The following is a 16,744-nucleotide window of genomic DNA, read 5'->3' on the forward strand; positions in this document are numbered from 1 at the left end:
CGTACGATGGACGCCGTGCTGGTGATCCGGGCCGACCTCGTCGAACAGATGGTCGAGCACGCGCGCCGAGACTTCCCGCGCGAGGCGTGCGGCCAGCTGCTCGGCCCGGAGGAGTCCGACCGGCCCGAGCGCTACGTCCCGATGACCAACGCGGACGACGCCGACGCCCAGGGCAGTGACTACCGCTTCGACTCCCGCGAGCAGTTCACCGTCTATAAGGAGGCGAGCGAGCGCGACGAGGAGACCGTCGTGGTCTTCCACTCGCACACGCGGGTCCCGCGGCGCGCGCTCACCGACACCGGTCTGCCCGAGGCCTACCCCTCGGTCAAGGACATCGAGTACATGGGCCTGCAGCCCGGCGTCCACTTCGCGATCGTCGCGCTGACCGGCCCCGACGCCGAGCCCGACCTCCGGTCGTTCCTGCTGGACGACGCGGGCGAGGTCGTCGAGGACGAGGTGCAGGTCGTCGAGAACTACATGTTCTCGCACACCGGCGCGGGTGACGTGCCGGACCGTTCCTGACGCCCCGGAACAACCCGGCGTCATGCGACGCTGTGCCTGACCGATCACCCCCGTCTCCTGGAGGAAAGCCGTGTCCGCCACCGTCTCGATCCCGACGATCCTGCGCACCCACACCGGTGGGGAGAAGCAGGTCAAGGCCGAGGGATCGACGTTGCAGGAGGTCATCACCGACCTCGAGGCCAACCACCCGGGCATCAAGGACCGGCTGGTCACCGACGGCGCGCTGCACCGCTTCGTCAACGTCTACGTCAACGACGAGGACGTCCGCTTCGCCGGCGGCCTCGACGCGCAGGTGCCGGACAACGGCACCGTGACGATCCTCCCCGCGGTGGCGGGCGGGCGCTGAGGCCCCGACCCCCGGGCCCGGACAGCCCGGGGGCCATCTTCTCTGGAGGACCGATGGCGCGGTACGACTCGCTGATCCACGCCCTGGGCGACACCCCCGTGGTGGGGCTGCCGTCGTTCTCGCCGGCGCCGCACGTCCGGCTGTGGGCCAAGCTCGAGGACCGCAACCCGACCGGCTCGATCAAGGACCGACCCGCCCTGCGGATGATCACGAAGGCCGAGGAGGAGGGCCTCCTGACGCCGGGGTGCACCATCCTGGAGCCGACGTCGGGCAACACCGGCATCTCGCTGGCCATGGCCGCGAAGCTCAAGGGCTACGAGCTGGTCTGCGTGATGCCGGAGAACACCTCCGCCGAGCGCCGTCAGCTGCTGGAGATGTACGGCGCGCGCATCATCTTCTCGCCGGCCGCGGGCGGCTCGAACCAGGCCGTGGCGACCGCGAAGGAGATCGCGGCGCAGCACCCGGACTGGGTCATGCTCTACCAGTACGGCAACCCGGCGAACCCGCTCTCCCACTACGAGGGGACCGGTCCGGAGATCCTGCGCGACGTCCCGACGATCACCCACTTCGTCGCCGGCCTCGGCACGACGGGCACGCTGGTCGGCACCGGCCGCTACCTGCGCGAGCACAAGCCGGACTGCCAGATCATCGCCGCCGAGCCACGCTACGGCGAGCTGGTCTACGGCCTGCGCAACATGGACGAGGGCTTCGTCCCGGAGCTCTACGACCCCGACGTCCTCACCGGCCGGTACTCGGTCGGCGCCCAGGACGCGCTGCGCCGCACCCGCCAGCTCGTGGAGCAGGAGGGCATCTTCGCCGGGATCTCGACCGGCGGCATCCTGCACGCCGCGCTCGCCCAGGCCGAGAAGGCCGCCGGCAGCGACGACGAGGCCGACATCGTCATGATCGTGTGCGACGGCGGGTGGAAGTACCTGTCGACCGGCGCCTACTCGGGAACGCTGGAGGAGGCCGCGGAGGGGCTCGAGGGCCAGCTCTGGGCCTGATTTCTCAGGTTCCGTCGCTATCGTCGGTGGGGTGAGCAGCCCCGCGGTCCCTGCGAAGCCCCGGATCCTCCCGGCGCACCCGATGCGGGCTGCCGTCGGCATGGTCGCGTTCCTCGCCCTGCTGTGGGTGATCGAGGGCGTCGACCAGTTCGTCCTCGGCGGATCCCTCGATTACGACGGCATCGTGCCCCGGCAGGTCGACGGGCTCGACGGCATCCTCTGGTCGCCCCTGCTGCACGCCGGGTGGGCGCACCTGATCGCGAACTCGATCCCCTTCCTCGTGCTCGGGTTCCTGGTGCTCGCCGGCGGCCTCGGCCAGTTCATCGCGGTGACGGCGCTGGTGTGGCTGCTCGGCGGGTTCCTGACCTGGCTGACCGGGTTCGGCATCACCGTCGGGGCGTCGGGCGTGATCTTCGGGTGGCTCGCGTTCCTGCTGTTCCGCGGCTTCTTCGCGCGGTCCGGGCGGCAGATCGTGCTGGCCGTCGTCCTCTTCCTGGCCTACGGCGGGGTGCTCTGGGGCGTCCTGCCCGGCACGCCCGGCGTCTCGTGGCAGGCGCACCTGTTCGGGGCGCTGGCCGGCGTCCTCGCCGCGCGGCTGGTGGCGTCCGCGGACCGCAGGACGTCCCGCGGGGGCCGTCCGTCCGACGGAGTGTCGCCCTACCCGATCGGGCCGTAGGGTGCGCGCGTGGAACTGATCGTCCTGGGGTGCTCGGGCAGCGGAGCCGGTCCCACCTCACCCGCGTCCGGCTACCTCGTGCGCACGCGGTCGACGACGATCGCGATGGACCTGGGCAACGGGACGTTCGGGACCCTGCAGCGCCACATGGACCCCTTCGACCTCGATGCGGTCGTGCTCTCCCACCTGCACCCGGACCACTGCGCGGACGTCTCCGGGCTGATCGTGCACCGTCGCTACCACCCGGACGGTCCCGGCAAGGTCATGCCGCTGCACGGGCCCAGCGAGTCCGAGGTGCGGCTGGCGGTGGCCTACGCGCCGTCGTCGGACGAGCGGGTGGCGACCGACCTCACCGACGTCTTCGACTACCACGTGTTCGCGGACGGCCCCGCCGGCGTGGGCGACCTCGCCCTGTCCAGCGCGCCCGTCGACCATCCCTGCGAGGCGTACGGGGTGCGGCTCGAGCACGAGGGCCGCACGCTCGTCTACTCCGGCGACACCGGCCCGTGCGAGAGCCTGGTCGAGCTCGCCCGGAGTGCGGACGTGCTGCTGTGCGAGGCCACGTGGACCGACTCGCCGGACCGGCCGCCGGGGGTGCACCTCTCGGGCAAGCAGGCCGGTGAGGTCGCCCGCCAGGCGGGCGTCGGGCGGCTCCTGATCACCCACGTCCCGGCCTGGTACGACGGCGAGGACCTCCTCGCCGAGGCCCGCACGCAGTACGACGGGCCGGCCGAGCTCGTGCGCCCGGACGGGCACTACACGATCTAGAGCCGTGCCGGGCCCGGGTGTCAGCCGTGGCCCACCGCTGACGTCCAGTGTCAGCAGGTCGCCACGCTCGATCAGGCGGGTGTGCCGGGACCGTCCGGTCAGCGAGCCGGAGCGCCGTCGATCGGTTCGTCGACCGCTCCGGCCGGGGTGCCCGCCGACGCCCGGTCCGTGCGCGGCAGCAGCAGCGACACGCAGCCGGCCACCGCGACCACCACGGCCGCGACGGCGAACGCCCGCGTGGTGCCGGCCGTCGACGCCGCGGCGGCGCTCGCCCCGTCGGCGGTGAGAGCGGCGGCCCGGGCGGTGGCGAGCGTGGTGAGGACGGCGAGCCCGATGGCCCCGCCGACCTGACGCGAGGTGTTCAGCAGCCCCGAGGCGAGCCCGGCCAGAGTGCGGTCGACCCCCGACGTCGCCGCGCCCGCGAGCGGGGTGAGCGCCACCCCCATGCCGAGCCCGACGGCCACGCCGGGCCCGAGCACCCCGCCCACCCAGGACGAGGTGGGCGTCAGCAGCGCGAACCAGGCGAAGCCGGCCGCCGTCAGGAACGCCCCGGTGGACAGCAGCGGACGGGCGCCGACCCGGGCCAGCATGCGGGACGAGAACTGCGACCCGAGCACGATCGCGACGGACTGCGGCAGGAACGCCAGGCCGGCCGTGAGGGCGTCGAACCCGAGCACGCCCTGCATGTGGATCGACACGAAGTACCACATGGCGAACATCGCCGAGGACACCAGCGCCATGGTGCCGTTGGCGACGCTGACCGAGCGGATGCGGAAGATGCCGAGCGGGACCAGGGGCGACGCGAGGCGGGTCTCGAGCAGGACGAACGCGGACAGCAGGACCGCGGCGACGACGAAGCTGCCCCACGTGAGCGGGGCGGACCAGCCGGCGGACTCACTGGACACCACGCCGTGCACGAACGCGACCAGCCCGCCGGTGACGAGCAGCGCCCCGCCGGTGTCGAGCCGCGGCCGGTCGTCCGCCCGGGTCTCGGAGACCGCGATCCGGGCCAGGACCGCCGTCAGGACCACCACGGGGACGTTGACCAGGAAGATCCACCGCCACGTGAGGAAGTGCACGAGCAGGCCGCCCGCGATGCCGCCGACGGCGCCGCCGACCCCGCCGATCGCCGCCCACGCCCCCAACGCCCGGGACCGCGCCGCGCCCTCGGCGAAGGTGGTGGTGAGGATCGTCAGGGTCGCGGGGGAGAGGACCGCGCCGCCGAGCCCCTGGGCGGCGCGGGCGGCGAGGACGAGGCCGGGGGAGTCGGCCAGCCCGCCGACCAGGGACGCCGCGCCGAACAGCGCGAGCCCGACGAGGAACATCCGCCGTCGGCCGAAGAGATCCGCCGCCCGGCCGCCGAGCAGCAGGAAGCCCGCGAAGGCGAGCGTGTAGGCGCTGACGACCCACTGCAGCCCCGTGGCCGAGAAGCCGAGCGCCTCGCGCATCGCCGGCAGGGCCACGTTCACGATCGACACGTCGAGCACGACCATGAACTGGGCCAGGCAGGCGACGAGCAGAACGAGACGGTCCCGGGGCACGTGTTCACGCTAACCAAGGGGTCCGACAGCGTCCTGCCGGGACGGCGCCTCCTAGGGTGGGCGACCGTGGCACGCAGTGACGGCAGGTCCGACGACGAACTCCGCCCCATCGAGATCCGCCGGGGGTTCCAGCAGCACCCGGCCGGGTCGGTGCTGGTGTCCTTCGGCAACACCCGCGTGCTGTGCGCGGCGAGCGTGACCGAGGGTGTCCCGCGCTGGCGGCGCGACTCCGGCCTCGGCTGGCTCACCGCCGAGTACGCGATGCTGCCCTCGGCGACGCACACCCGGTCCGACCGCGAGTCGGTGAAGGGCCGCGTCGGCGGGCGCACGCACGAGATCAGCCGGCTCGTCGGCCGGTCGCTGCGCGCGGCGATTGACCTCAAGGCCCTGGGCGAGAACACCATCCAGCTCGACTGCGACGTGCTGCAGGCCGACGGCGGGACCCGCACGGCGGCGATCACGGGCGCCTACGTCGCGCTCGCCGATGCCGTGACGTGGCTCGGCGCGAAGAAGAAGCTCGCCGACCCGAACCCGCTGTCGTGCTCGATCGCGGCCGTGTCGGTGGGGGTGGTCGACGGGCGCGTGCGCCTCGACCTCCCCTACGAGGAGGACAGCCGGGCGGAGGTCGACATGAACGTCGTCGCCACCGACGCGGGCACCCTCGTGGAGGTCCAGGGCACGGGCGAGGGCGCGACGTACACCCGCGCGACCCTCGACGCCATGCTCGACTCGGCCCTCGCCGGGATCGCGAGGCTCACCGAGATCCAGACCGCGGCGCTCGCCGAGCCGTACCCGGGGGAGCTGCCGTGAAGGTCCTCCTCGCCACGCGGAACGACGCGAAGCTCGCGGAGCTGCGCCGGATCGTGTCCGGCCTCGGTGTCGAGGTGGTCGGTCTCGACGAGGTCCCGGAGTTCCCCGAGGCCCCCGAGACCGGTGCGACGTTCGCCGAGAACTCCCTGGCCAAGGCGCGGGACGCGTGCGCGGCGACCGGCATGCTCGCCGTCGCCGACGACTCGGGGCTCGCGGTGGACGCGCTGAACGGGATGCCGGGCGTGCTGTCGGCACGGTGGTCCGGGTCGAGCGGGGAGCGGCGCGACAAGGACGCGAAGAACCTCGCGCTGGTGCTCGACCAGATGGCCGACGTGCCCGAGGAGCGGCGTGGCGCGGCGTTCGTCTGCGCGGCGGCCGCCGCGCACCCGGACGGGCGGGAGGCGGTCGTGACGGAGCGGTGGCCGGGCCGGCTCATCCGGTCGCCGCGGGGCCTCAACGGCTTCGGCTACGACCCGGCGTTCGTCCCCGAGGGCGAGTCGCGGACGTCGGCGGAGATGGCGCCGGAGGAGAAGGACGCGGTGTCGCACCGGGCGCGCGCGTTCCGGGCGTTGGTGCCCGAGTTGCGTGCGCTCCTCGATGGCTGAGCAGTACTTCGCCGAGGAGCCGACGACTCCCTCGTCGCCGGAACCGGCCCGCCTCGACGTCCGGGGCCTGTCGCTGGACGTCACCACCGACTCGGGCGTGTTCGCCCGCGGCCGGCTCGACAAGGGCACGCGGGTGCTGCTCGAGCAGGCCCCCGAGCCGGAGCGGGGCGGCGACCTGCTCGACCTGGGATGCGGCTGGGGCCCGATCTCGTTGTGGCTCGCGACGATCCGGCGCCGCTCGACGGTCTGGGCGGTGGACGTGAACACGCGGGCGCTGTCCCTGGTCGAGCAGAACGCACGCGCGGCCGGCCTGGCCAACGTGCGCGCCTGCCGTCCGGACGAGGTCCCCGACGACGTCCGCTTCGCGGGGCTCTGGTCGAACCCGCCGATCCGCAGCGGCAAGGCCGCGTTGCACGACCTGCTGCTGCAGTGGCTGCCGCGCGTCGACGGACCCTCCTACCTCGTCGTCGCGAAGAACCTCGGATCGGACTCGCTGGGTCGGTGGCTGGGCGATCAGGGGTACAGGGTGTCGAGGCTGTCGTCGAACGCGGGGTTCCGCGTCCTGGAGGTCGTGCGTGCTGACGGTGGAGCGGAGCGGTAGCGGTGCCCCGGTGCTGTGCCTGCACGGGTGGCCGGGCGGGGTGTCGGACTACCGGCTGCTGACGCCGCTGCTGGTGGACGTGGCGGACGTCGTGGTGCCGCACCTGCCGGGGTTCGGTCGGTCGTTCACCCCGGGCGACGAGCTGCGTCCGGCGTCGGACTTCGATCGCGCGCACCTCGTGGCCGCGCTGGTCGAGGTGCTGGAGTCGTCGTTCTCGGAGCCGGCGGTCGTGGTGGGGTACGACGTCGGGATCACGACGGCGGTCGCGCTCGCCCGGGAGGTGCCTGTCCGTGCGTTGGTCCTGGGCAACACCCTGGCGCCGTCGGTGACGGTGGAGGCGGTGCTCTCCGACGAGTACCGCCCGGAGTTCTGGTACCAGGACTTCCACCAGCTGGAGCTGGCCGCTCGCCTGATCGACGGGAACCCGGCTGCCGTCCGGACCTATCTGGAGCACTTCTGGTCGCACTGGGGCGCGCGGCCGGACGCGTTGGTCGACGAGTCGCTGGTCGAGGACTACTCGCGGCCGGGGGCGTTCACGGCGTCGATGAACTGGTACCGGTCCGGGTCGTCGTCGCTCTACTCGGCGTTGGCACTGCGCGGTGTCACGGAGTTCCCGCCGCCGGTCGACGTCCCGGCGACCGTCCTGTGGGGCGCGCAGGACCCGATCTTCCCGGTGGCGTTCGCCGGCGCCGTGACGGACCTGCTGCCGCGGGCCGACGTGCGGGTGCTCGACGACGTCGGGCACTTCACGCCGGTCGAGGCGGCGGCGGAGATGGCGGAGGCGGTGCGGTCGTACCTCTGAAGGGGTGACGGCTGTTGAGTGGGTCGGCTGTTGTTCGAACACGTGTTCGAGTATGATCAACACCATGCCACGCCAACGCTCCTGGACCGACGAGCAGCTCAGGGCTGCTGTCGCCGCCAGTTCCACGCTCGCCGAGATCCACCACCGGTTGGGGCTGAAGCCCGGTCGGTACGACGCGATGCTCAGGCACATCGACCGGCTCGGTCTACCGCGGGCGCACTTGACGACGGTCGTCAACGGCAGGGTCCGAGCGTCGAGGGCGGACACATGCTCCGACGACGAGATCCGCGACCTCGTTGCCCGTTCGACAAGCTTGGCGCAGGTGATCAAGGCGGTCGGCCGGCAGCCGAACGGCGGCTACCACCGATGGATGGCTGGCCGGATCAGGGCCCTGGGACTCGACACCTCGCACTTCACCGGCCAGAGCTGGTCGAGGGGCCGAGACTTCTCGGATCGTCGGAAGCGCTCGCTCGACGAGATCCTCGTGAAGGGGTCCCTCGTAGGTTCTGGAAAGCTGCGTCAGCGGTTGATCCGCGAGGGTCTGAAGGAGCCGCGCTGCGAACTCTGCGGGCTGTCGGAGTGGCAGGGCAAGCCGCTCCCACTGCAGCTCGACCACATCAACGGCGACCACACCGACAACCGGTTGGAGAACCTCCGTATCCTGTGCGGCAACTGCCACTCCCAGACGGATACGTGGTGCCACAGGCGGCGCTCGAGGTCTGGGTAGTCCAAGCGGCAGCGCCGGCGTACTCCAACGGCAGAGAGACTCGGCTTAGACCCGGGACAGTGTGGGTTCGAATCCCATCGCCGGCACCACTACAGCTTCAGATCGCGCAGCAACCGGCCGACGTGCCCGGTGGCCTTGACGCCGTACTGGGCGACCTCGATCTTGCCCTCGGCGTCGACGACGAAGGTCGAGCGGATGACGCCGGTCGAGGTGCGGCCGTACATCGTCTTCTCGCCCCAGGCGCCCCAGGCCGGCATGACCGTCTTGTCGACGTCCGAGAGCAGCGGGAACGTCAGGCCCTGGTCGGCGCGGAACTTGGCGAGCTTCTCCGGCTTGTCGGGGGAGATGCCCACGACGTCGATCCCGGCGTCGTCGAACGTCGCCAGGTTCTCGGTGAAGTCGCACGCCTCCTTGGTGCAGCCCGGGGTGTTCGCGGCCGGGTAGAAGTAGACGACGACGCGGCGCCCGTGGTAGTCCGCGAGGGACACCGTCTCGCCCGTGTCGGACGTCAGCGAGAAGTCCGGTGCGACGTCACCGGGGGTCAGACGGTTATCGGCAGCCACGGCAGGGCACGATAGCCGGGCGAGCGGAGCGACGGGGACACGGAACCGCTCGGATGTGATGGTCGACCGTGCGGCGCGTCCTCCCCGGACTCGCCGCGCGGCCGCGACACCATGCCGCCACGATGTGCGGCAACCGAGTGCCGAAGAGCACGGACCGAGAAGGACGAGGAGGCTCGAGTGGCACGCGACCCGGACACCATCGAGCGGGAGATCGAGCAGGCTCGTGAGGCGCTCGCCGGGGCGCTGGACGAGCTCTCCGAGCGGGCCAACCCGCAGCGTCTCGCCGACCAGGGCAAGGAGATGGCCGCCGAGAAGTGGGCCGACCCGAAGATCAAGTACGCCGTGATCGCGGCGGGCACGCTGATCGGGCTGCTGGTGCTGCGCAAGCTGTTCAAGTAGCCGGTCGTACGGCTGTGGGCGGGTGCCGCGAGGTGATAGGAACCTCGCAGCGCCCGCCCGTTGTCGTTCCCGGAGGTTCCCGCCGTGCCGACGTCGTCGTCGCAACTGACTCCCGCCGCGCAGGCCTTCCGCGCCGCGCGTGACCTGCTCGTCGAGCGGCAGACCGACTACGACGCCGCCCGCCGCGACTTCGCCTGGCCGCAGCTCGAGGAGTTCAACTGGGCCCTGGAGCACTTCGACGCGATCGGGCGCGACCCGGCGTCGGCGGACCGCGCCGCGCTGTGGATCGTCGAGCAGGACGGGTCCGAGGCGAAGTACTCGTTCGCGACGATGACCGAGCGCTCCAACCGCACGGCCAACTGGCTCCGTTCCCTGGGTGTGCGTCGCGGCGACAAGCTGATCCTGATGCTCGCCAACCAGGTCGAGCTCTGGGACACGATCCTCGCCGCGATGAAGCTCGGCGTCGTGCTGATCCCCTCGACCCCGATGCTGGGCGCGGCCGACCTGCGTGACCGCATCGACCGCGGCGCCGCCGGCCACGTGGTGGTCCGCGACGCCGACGTCGACAAGTTCGCCGACGTGCCGGGCGACTACACGAAAATCGCCGTCGGCCCCGCCGTCCCGGAGGGCTGGCTGGACTTCGCGTCGGCGTCCTCGGAGTCGGCGGAGTTCGAGCCGGACGGCCCGACCCGCTCCGACGACACGCTGCTCCTCTACTTCACCTCGGGCACCACGTCGAAGCCGAAGCTCGTGCAGCACACGCACGTGTCCTACCCGGTGGGACACCTCTCGACGATGTACTGGATCGGCCTGCAGCCGGGCGACGTCCACTGCAACGTGGCCTCGCCCGGGTGGGCGAAGCACGCGTGGTCGAACGTCTTCGCGCCGTGGTGCGCCGAGGCCACGATCTTCATCTACAACTACACGCGCTTCGACGCCGACACGATGCTGAAGACGCTCGTCGACCACGGCGTGAGCACCTTCTGCGCGCCTCCGACGGTGTGGCGGATGCTCATCCAGGCCGACCTGAAGGCGTGGAAGGTGCCGATGCGCGAGCTGGTCGGCGCCGGCGAGCCGCTGAACGCCGAGGTCATCGAGCAGGTGCGCGAGGCGTGGGGCCTGACGATCCGCGACGGGTTCGGGCAGACGGAGTCGTCGCTGCAGATCGCGAACACCCCGGGGCAGCCGGTGAAGGACGGCTCGATGGGCCGCCCGCTGCCGGGGTTCGAGATCGCGCTGGTGGACCCGGTGTCGGGGGAGGTCGGCGAGGAGGGCGAGATCTGCGTCGACCTGTCCCGTCGTCCCGTGGGTCTGATGGTCGGGTACGCCGACGACGACGAGCGCAACGCCGAGGTCATGCGCGGCGGCTACTACCACACCGGTGACGTCGGGGCGCGTGACTCCGACGGCTACATCACCTACGTCGGGCGCTCCGACGACGTGTTCAAGGCGTCGGACTACCGCATCTCGCCGTTCGAGCTGGAAAGTGTGCTGATCGAGCACGACGCGGTGGCCGAGGCGGCGGTCGTGCCCTCGCCCGACCCGCTCCGCCTCGCCGTCCCGAAGGCCTACGTGGTGCTGGCGCGCGGGTTCTCCCCGGACGAGTCGACCGCGCGGTCGATCCTCGAGTACTGCCGCGAGCACCTCCCCGCCTACAAGCGGGTGCGCCGGCTGGAGTTCGCGGAGCTGCCGAAGACGATCTCCGGGAAGATCCGCCGGGTCGAGCTGCGCGGCCGGGAGAACGAGCTGCGTCCCCCGGGGTCCACGGCGGCTCCCGACGGCGAGTTCTCGGACGAGGCGCTCGGGCTGCGGTCGTGACCTTCGCGTTCCCGGTGGTGCCGCGCTACTCCGAGATCGACCAGCAGGGCGTGGTGTTCTTCGGGCACTACCTGACCTGGTGCGACGAGGCGTTCACGGCCTTCCAGGCGTCGGTCGGCTATCCCTACCCGGAGATGATCGCCGACGGCGTCGACATCCAGATCGTCCACGCGTCGCTGGACTACGGGTCCTCGGTGCACTGGGGCGATCTCGTGGAGCTCGTCGTCGAGAACGAGAAGGTCGGGACGACGTCGCTGACGTCGCGGGTGTCGGTACGCCGGCGGTCGCGGTCCGACGAGGGTTGGTCGGACGCTGTGACGGTGCAGCTGGTGCACGTCTGCGTCGACGCGTCGGCGTTCACGAAGGTGCCGGTGCCTCCGCGGCTGGTCGAGGGGTTGGCGGCGGCTCGGGCGTGAAGGGTGGTGGCCGAACCGGGTCCCTCGGACACGGTTCGGCCCGGACTCCACGAGCTGCGAGACGAGCGACTTTCCCGAAACGGCACCCACGCGATCGGCGGCTTCCCTAGCGTCTTGGCGCGAAGGGGGTGGTCCGGGGTGCCGATGCCGGGGGATCCGGGGGCGGTGGAGGCCGGGGCGTCGCAGTTGACGTCGATGGCCGAGCAGTTCACCAGTGCCGGGGAGGGCATCCGGGCGGCGGGCGGGAGTCTGGGCAGCGCGTGGAGCGGTGGGGCGGCGTCGGCGGCGACCGGGCAGATCGGGGAGATCGGGGCGCGGGCGGGCATCGGGGCGGACGTGTCGCGGCTGGTGGGCCAGGCGCTGACGGCGTACGGCGCGGAGTTGCGGGCGGCGCAGGAGATGTTCGCCCGCGGCGAGGAGATGGTGCGCCAGGGCGAGGCGGAGTTGGCGACGGCGTCCGCCCGGGTGGCGACGTTGGCGGCGGCTCCGGCGCCGGCGGGTCAGCAGGCGGACGCGGCGATGAACGCGGCGAACGGGGCGATCAACGCGGCGAACGCGAGGATCGCCGAGGGTCGGGCGTTGATGGAGCAGGCCACCGCCCGTGAGCAGCAGGCCAACCAGGCGGCGGCGTCGCAGGTGGCGGGCGCGCAGGGTCAGTTGGCGGGGATGACGGCGCCGGTTGGCGGCGCGGCCGGTGGAGTACCGGGAGCGGTGGCGGGCGCTCCCGGTGCTCCACTCGGGACTCCGCCGCAGTTCGCGGCGGCGGCGGCGCCGGTGGCTCCGGAGGAGGAGGCGGGCTTCTCCTGGTCCGATCTCGGGCATTCGGCGTTGGACGTCGCGGGTCTGATCCCGGGGGTCGGGGAGATCGCCGACGGGGCGAACGCGGCCTGGTACACCGCCGAGGGCGACTACCTCAACGCCGGGCTCTCCGCGGCGGCGATGATCCCGTTCGTCGGGTGGGGTGCGACCGGACTCAAGGCCGGTCTGCGCGCCGGCGAGGCCATCACCGACGCCTCGCGACTCGCGCCGGACGCGGCAGCCGCCGTCCGTACCGCTCCGACACCCGCGGCCTCGACACTCATCAACGCGGCCGCGACGACGTCGACCGCGCCCGTCGACGCAGTTGTCCGCCGTGAACCCGTCGACATGGGCACCGGGCACCTCCTGCTGCCGGCCGTCGACGTCGCCCTGCCCGGTGCTCTCCCGCTCGTCCTCGAGCGGTTCCATCGGTCGTCGTACCGCTCCGGGCGCTTCTTCGGCCCGACCTGGACCTCGACCCTCGACCAGCACCTCGTCGTCACCACCGACGAGGTCGTCCTCGCCCGCGTCGACGGCATGGCCCTGCACTTCCCGACGGCAGGTGGCGCGTCCCGCGAGGACCCGCGCTGGGTGCTCGACGGGACCGGACCCGTCGTCAGGAACGGGGACCGGAGCTGGCACTTCGGCGCGGCCGGGGACCAGCGCTGGCTCGTCGCGGTCGTCGAGCGGGGGCACCGGTACGACGTCGACCGGTTGGTGGACGGGACGCCGCTCGAGGTCGTCCATTCCGGTGGCTACCGGGTGAAGGTCCTGAGCGAGCGCGACCGGATCGTCGGGTACGACCTCGTCGGCGCCGGGCCCGACGGCACCGACCGCGCGATCGTCCGGTTCGGCTACGAGGCCGGGAACATGACGGCGGTCGTCAACTCCTCCGGGCCGCCGACGCGCTTCGGCTACGACGAGCGCGGACGGGTCACCGGCTGGGCCGACCGCATCGGGACCTGGTTCCGGCACGAGTACGACGACGAGGACCGGATCGTCCGCCAGGTCGGCTCCGGCGACACGATGAGCTGCACGTTCCACTACGACGGCGCAGTCGTCGCGTGCACCGACTCGCTCGGCCACACCACGCGCTACGTGCACGACGACGAGGGCCGGGTCGTCCGCAGCATCGACCCGCTGGGACACGAGCGGCACAGCGAGTACGCCGCGCGGCGGGTGGTCGCGGAGACCGACGAGCTCGGCCGGACCACCCGGTACGGCCACGACGCGCTCGGTGTGCTGGACCGGGTCGTGCGGCCGGACGGGTCGGAGATCGTCGAGGAGCACGGCGACGCCGGGCGGCCGGTGCGGGTGCGCGACGCGGACGGCGCCGTCTGGGAGCACTCCTACGACGCGTCGGGGCGGCGGGTCGCGACCACCGATCCGCTCGGCGCCCGCACCCGCTACGAGTACGACGCGGTGGGTCTCGTCGCCGTGGTGGACGCGCTCGGCGCGACGACGCGCGTGGAGAACGACGCGGCCGGGCTGCCGGTGGCCGTCGTCGACCCGGTGGGCGCGGTGACTCGGTGGGAGCGGGACGCGTTCGGTCGGGTCGTGGCCGAGACCGACCCGACAGGTCTCGTCACGCAGTACACCTGGACGCTCGAGGGGCGCCTCGCGACGAGGACGGCGCCCGACGGCGGGGTGGAGCGGCGGCTGTACGACGGCGAGGGCAACCTGACGTCGATCACGTCGCCGACCGGCGCCGTGACCCGGTTCGAGCACACGCACTTCGACCTCGTCGCGGCGCGGGTCGAGCCGGACGGGTCGCGGTTCGAGCAGGCGTGGGACTCCGAGATGCGGTTGGTCGGGGTGCTCGCGCCGGACGGTTCGCGCTGGTCCTACGAGTACGACGCCGCCGGCCGACTGGTCGCCGAGACCGACTTCGACGGGCGCCGTCGGACGTACGACGTCGACGCGGCCGGGCAGGTCCGGGCGCGGACCGACGCGCTGGGCGAGACCGTCACGTACGCGTTCAGCGAGCTCGGTCTGGTCACCGAGCGACGGGCCCGCGGCTCGCTGACGACCTACGATCACGACCCGGTCGGTCGCATCATCCGGGCGACGACGCCCGAGGTCGACGTGGTGCTGACCCGGGACGCGGTGGGGCGGGTGGTCGACGAGGCGACGAACGGCCGGAGCGTGACCTCCTCGTACGACCTGCTCGGCCGCCGGGTCGAGCGGGTGACGCCGAGCGGGCAGGCGTCGCGGTGGTCGTACGGGCCGGACTCGACCGTGCGGGCGCTGCTGGCGGGCGTCGAGATCGGGTTCGACCACGACGTCGCGGGGCGCGAGACCCGTCGTCGGGTGGGGTCGGCCGTCGTCGAGCAGGAGTGGGCCGACGGCCGGCTGGTCGGCCAGCGGGTCGGCGGGTCGGAGCGCGAGTACCGCTACCGCGCCGACGGGGCGTTGACGGGTATCGGCGCCCGGGAGTTCGAGCTGGACCTCCGGGGCCGGGTGACCGGCGTCCGTGCCGACGGCTGGACCGAGCAGTACGCCTACGACCCCCTCGGGAACACGACCGGTGCCGCCTGGCCGGGGGCCGACCCGGAGGTGAGCGGTGCGCGCGCGTTCCGCGGGACGGTGGTGGAGCGCGCCGGCCGGGTCAGCTATGCCCACGACGCCGAGGGCCGGTTGGTCCAGCGCGTCCGCCGTCGGTTGGGCCACCGCCCGGACGTGTGGCGCTACGAGTGGGACGCGCTCGACCAGCTGGTCGGGGTGACGACGCCGGACGGTGCGCGGTGGCGCTACGTCTACGACGCGTTCGGGCGGCGGGTCTCGAAGATCGGCCCGTCCGAGCAGGTCGACTTCACGTGGGACGGGTCGACGCTGGTCGAGGAGGTCCGGCACACCCCGGCCGGTGTCTCCTCGACGACCTGGGACCACCGGGGACTGCACCCGGTCTCGCAGCGGGTGCGACGACGGGCCGCCGGCCAGGCGGAGATCGACGAGGCGTTCTTCGCGATCGTCACCGATCTGGTCGGGGCGCCGACGGAACTCCTGTCCGACGACGGGTCGGTGGCGGGCCAGGCACGTCGGTCGTTGTGGGGCCGGACGACGTGGAGCGGTGTCTCGACGCCCCTGCTCTTCCCCGGCCAGTACCTCGACGCCGAGACGGGCCTCGCCTACAACCTGCACCGGTACTACGACCCGGACACCGCCCGATACCTGTCCCAGGACCCCCTCGGCCTGGCCCCGGCTCCCAACCCGGCGGCCTACGTGCACAACCCGCACACGTGGACGGACCCGCTGGGCCTGAATCCCTGCGGTCCGCAGCCGCCGTCGCCGGGTGGTGGAGGAAGCGGCTCGTCCGCGTCGCCATCGGGCCCCAGCGCCGGCCAGAGCACAACACCGGGCGGACCCGGGACCGGCGGCGAGAACATTCGCGTCGGCCGTTGGATGGGCGCCGAGGAACACCAGGCCATGGTCGATACTGGGCGCGTGCAGAACGGGTCTGGTGGTCACGGGACCTACGTCGCGCAACCTCCAAGCCCCGAGTCTTACATGGCTCAGGCCAAGCCGGGCACGCGTTACGTAGAATTCGACGTCCCCGGCAACACGTCTCTCAAGCAAGGTGGGCAAAAGGATTGGAAGTTGATCCCGGGTCCCAACTCGATGTATGGAAGGGCTGCCGCGCGGAACGGGTTGCCGCTCGAGATGCCGACCGCGTCGAACATCGAATGGATAGCGACCAGGGTGCGACCATGAAGATCGACGAACCCGCTGAATATCCCATCCTCTCCCAGGCGCTGGCACGTTGGTGTGAGCAGTACCGGCCGGAGTTGCACGAGAGAGGAGTCGAGGCGTCTGTCAGCAGGAGTAGCGATTCGGTCGAGAAGCCGATGATCGCGCTCGCTCTCGACGGCGCTGACCGCCTGGGTCAACTGCTGCTCTGGAGTACCGGGGAAACCGAGTTGGGTGTCATCGAGGCCGACGGAGAGACCGAGATCCTGGTGGAGACTCGGGAGACGACGACATTGTTCGGGCTGCAGGAGAGCGTCGATGCGGTGACGTCCGCGGTGCTCGCGGAAGAAACGACATATCGGTTACCGCTCTGAGGGAGGTGGGTGTCGACGAGGCGCCGACCGTGCAGACGCAGGCCGCGGCAAGACGGTCGGCCCACCACACGTGTCAAGCGACTGCGCGGCAGGGTCGTCGGTCGGAGCAGTACCCGAGGACGTGTGGCCCTGAATAATTTCATGTGCAGCGATCCCGTTCTCGCTGTTCCGCCGAGTCATGTCGGGGTGTCCGAGGAACTTGTGCTGCTGGAGCGGTGCGCCCGCAAGCGTCCGTCGGGCGTCTTGTCGCGGGCAATCGGAGCGCTGGCCCATCTTGTCGCTGTGAA

The 16,744-nt window shown here is 72.0% G+C and carries 17 protein-coding genes and 1 tRNA gene; 16 read left to right on the forward strand and 2 right to left on the reverse strand.

Annotated features, from left to right (window positions below; translation table 11 throughout):
• Nucleotides 1-6 precede the first annotated feature (6 nt).
• From WCD74_RS07730 to WCD74_RS07750, 5 genes are all read left to right on the forward strand, one after another.
• A complete protein-coding gene (locus WCD74_RS07730) occupies nucleotides 7-522 on the forward strand; it encodes a M67 family metallopeptidase (RefSeq protein ID WP_337694236.1) in 516 nt (171 codons plus the stop codon).
• A 70-nt stretch (nucleotides 523-592) separates the two neighbouring features.
• Nucleotides 593-868 (forward strand): MoaD/ThiS family protein, encoded by a 276-nt coding sequence (locus tag WCD74_RS07735; protein ID WP_286056863.1) that lies wholly within the window; start codon nucleotides 593-595, stop codon nucleotides 866-868.
• Between the two features lie 53 nt (nucleotides 869-921).
• Nucleotides 922-1,872 carry a PLP-dependent cysteine synthase family protein gene (locus WCD74_RS07740; protein ID WP_337694237.1) on the forward strand — a complete coding sequence of 317 codons (951 nt, stop codon included), beginning with the start codon at nucleotides 922-924 and terminating at the stop codon, nucleotides 1,870-1,872.
• Between the two features lie 31 nt (nucleotides 1,873-1,903).
• Complete coding sequence (locus WCD74_RS07745; protein ID WP_337694238.1) at nucleotides 1,904-2,548, forward strand: rhomboid family intramembrane serine protease; 645 nt, start codon at nucleotides 1,904-1,906, stop codon at nucleotides 2,546-2,548.
• 9 nt (nucleotides 2,549-2,557) lie between these two features.
• Entirely contained in the window at nucleotides 2,558-3,316 is a 759-nt protein-coding gene (locus tag WCD74_RS07750) for an MBL fold metallo-hydrolase (protein ID WP_337694239.1), read from the forward strand.
• Between the two features lie 98 nt (nucleotides 3,317-3,414).
• Here WCD74_RS07750 and WCD74_RS07755 read toward each other — a convergent pair whose 3' ends face one another.
• A complete protein-coding gene (locus tag WCD74_RS07755; RefSeq protein ID WP_337694240.1) occupies nucleotides 3,415-4,857 on the reverse strand; it encodes an MFS transporter in 1,443 nt (480 codons plus the stop codon).
• 66 nt (nucleotides 4,858-4,923) lie between these two features.
• Between WCD74_RS07755 and rph the strand changes: the two genes are divergently transcribed.
• The 6 genes from rph to WCD74_RS07785 all read left to right on the forward strand — a co-directional run bounded on the left by rph (nucleotide 4,924) and on the right by WCD74_RS07785 (nucleotide 8,491).
• The gene (gene rph, locus WCD74_RS07760; RefSeq protein WP_337694241.1) at nucleotides 4,924-5,667 is read left to right on the forward strand and encodes a ribonuclease PH; all 744 of its coding nucleotides are present in this window, start codon (nucleotides 4,924-4,926) and stop codon (nucleotides 5,665-5,667) included.
• Nucleotides 5,664-6,272 (forward strand): RdgB/HAM1 family non-canonical purine NTP pyrophosphatase, encoded by a 609-nt coding sequence (gene rdgB / locus WCD74_RS07765; protein WP_337694242.1) that lies wholly within the window; start codon nucleotides 5,664-5,666, stop codon nucleotides 6,270-6,272. The genes rph and rdgB overlap by 4 nt, the downstream gene beginning before the upstream one ends.
• Nucleotides 6,265-6,873, forward strand: coding sequence for a class I SAM-dependent methyltransferase (locus WCD74_RS07770; protein WP_337694243.1), 609 nt, complete (start codon nucleotides 6,265-6,267; stop codon nucleotides 6,871-6,873). Before rdgB ends, WCD74_RS07770 begins: the two co-directional genes overlap by 8 nt.
• Nucleotides 6,848-7,675, forward strand: coding sequence for an alpha/beta fold hydrolase (locus WCD74_RS07775; protein ID WP_337694244.1), 828 nt, complete (start codon nucleotides 6,848-6,850; stop codon nucleotides 7,673-7,675). Before WCD74_RS07770 ends, WCD74_RS07775 begins: the two co-directional genes overlap by 26 nt.
• Before the next feature lie 52 nt (nucleotides 7,676-7,727).
• Nucleotides 7,728-8,402: an HNH endonuclease signature motif containing protein gene (locus tag WCD74_RS07780; protein ID WP_337694245.1), complete on the forward strand. Its 675-nt coding sequence runs from the start codon at nucleotides 7,728-7,730 to the stop codon at nucleotides 8,400-8,402.
• A gap of 13 nt (nucleotides 8,403-8,415) precedes the next feature.
• Nucleotides 8,416-8,491: transfer RNA gene (locus WCD74_RS07785), tRNA-Leu, on the forward strand.
• On the opposite strand, the gene bcp is transcribed toward WCD74_RS07785, so the two are convergent.
• A complete protein-coding gene (gene bcp / locus WCD74_RS07790; RefSeq protein ID WP_337694246.1) occupies nucleotides 8,492-8,965 on the reverse strand; it encodes a thioredoxin-dependent thiol peroxidase in 474 nt (157 codons plus the stop codon).
• 177 nt (nucleotides 8,966-9,142) lie between these two features.
• Between bcp and WCD74_RS07795 the strand changes: the two genes are divergently transcribed.
• From WCD74_RS07795 to WCD74_RS07815, 5 genes are all read left to right on the forward strand, one after another.
• A complete protein-coding gene (locus WCD74_RS07795) occupies nucleotides 9,143-9,364 on the forward strand; it encodes a DUF3618 domain-containing protein (protein ID WP_179796856.1) in 222 nt (73 codons plus the stop codon).
• An 84-nt stretch (nucleotides 9,365-9,448) separates the two neighbouring features.
• Complete coding sequence (locus WCD74_RS07800; RefSeq protein ID WP_337694247.1) at nucleotides 9,449-11,182, forward strand: AMP-binding protein; 1,734 nt, start codon at nucleotides 9,449-9,451, stop codon at nucleotides 11,180-11,182.
• A complete protein-coding gene (locus WCD74_RS07805) occupies nucleotides 11,179-11,598 on the forward strand; it encodes an acyl-CoA thioesterase (protein ID WP_337694248.1) in 420 nt (139 codons plus the stop codon). The genes WCD74_RS07800 and WCD74_RS07805 overlap by 4 nt, the downstream gene beginning before the upstream one ends.
• Nucleotides 11,599-11,742: 144 nt before the next feature.
• On the forward strand, nucleotides 11,743-16,107 hold the full coding sequence (locus tag WCD74_RS07810; RefSeq protein ID WP_337694249.1) for a TreTu family toxin: 4,365 nt from the start codon (nucleotides 11,743-11,745) through the stop codon (nucleotides 16,105-16,107).
• Nucleotides 16,104-16,457 (forward strand): immunity protein TriTu family protein, encoded by a 354-nt coding sequence (locus WCD74_RS07815; protein WP_337694250.1) that lies wholly within the window; start codon nucleotides 16,104-16,106, stop codon nucleotides 16,455-16,457. The genes WCD74_RS07810 and WCD74_RS07815 overlap by 4 nt, the downstream gene beginning before the upstream one ends.
• Nucleotides 16,458-16,744 lie beyond the last annotated feature (287 nt).

The sequence above is a fragment of the Actinomycetospora aurantiaca genome (assembly GCF_037401875.1).
Classification (GTDB): domain Bacteria; phylum Actinomycetota; class Actinomycetes; order Mycobacteriales; family Pseudonocardiaceae; genus Actinomycetospora; species Actinomycetospora aurantiaca.

Excerpts from the sequence above, each read along its gene's own strand:
- WCD74_RS07730 (WP_337694236.1), top strand. The coding sequence starts at position 7 with ATGGACGCCGTGCTGGTGATCCGGGCCGACCTCGTCGAACAGATGGTC.
- WCD74_RS07740 (WP_337694237.1), top strand. The coding sequence starts at position 922 with ATGGCGCGGTACGACTCGCTGATCCACGCCCTGGGCGACACCCCCGTG.
- WCD74_RS07770 (WP_337694243.1), top strand. The coding sequence starts at position 6,265 with ATGGCTGAGCAGTACTTCGCCGAGGAGCCGACGACTCCCTCGTCGCCG.
- WCD74_RS07780 (WP_337694245.1), top strand. The coding sequence starts at position 7,728 with ATGATCAACACCATGCCACGCCAACGCTCCTGGACCGACGAGCAGCTC.
- WCD74_RS07810 (WP_337694249.1), top strand. The coding sequence starts at position 11,743 with ATGCCGGGGGATCCGGGGGCGGTGGAGGCCGGGGCGTCGCAGTTGACG.
- WCD74_RS07815 (WP_337694250.1), top strand. The coding sequence starts at position 16,104 with ATGAAGATCGACGAACCCGCTGAATATCCCATCCTCTCCCAGGCGCTG.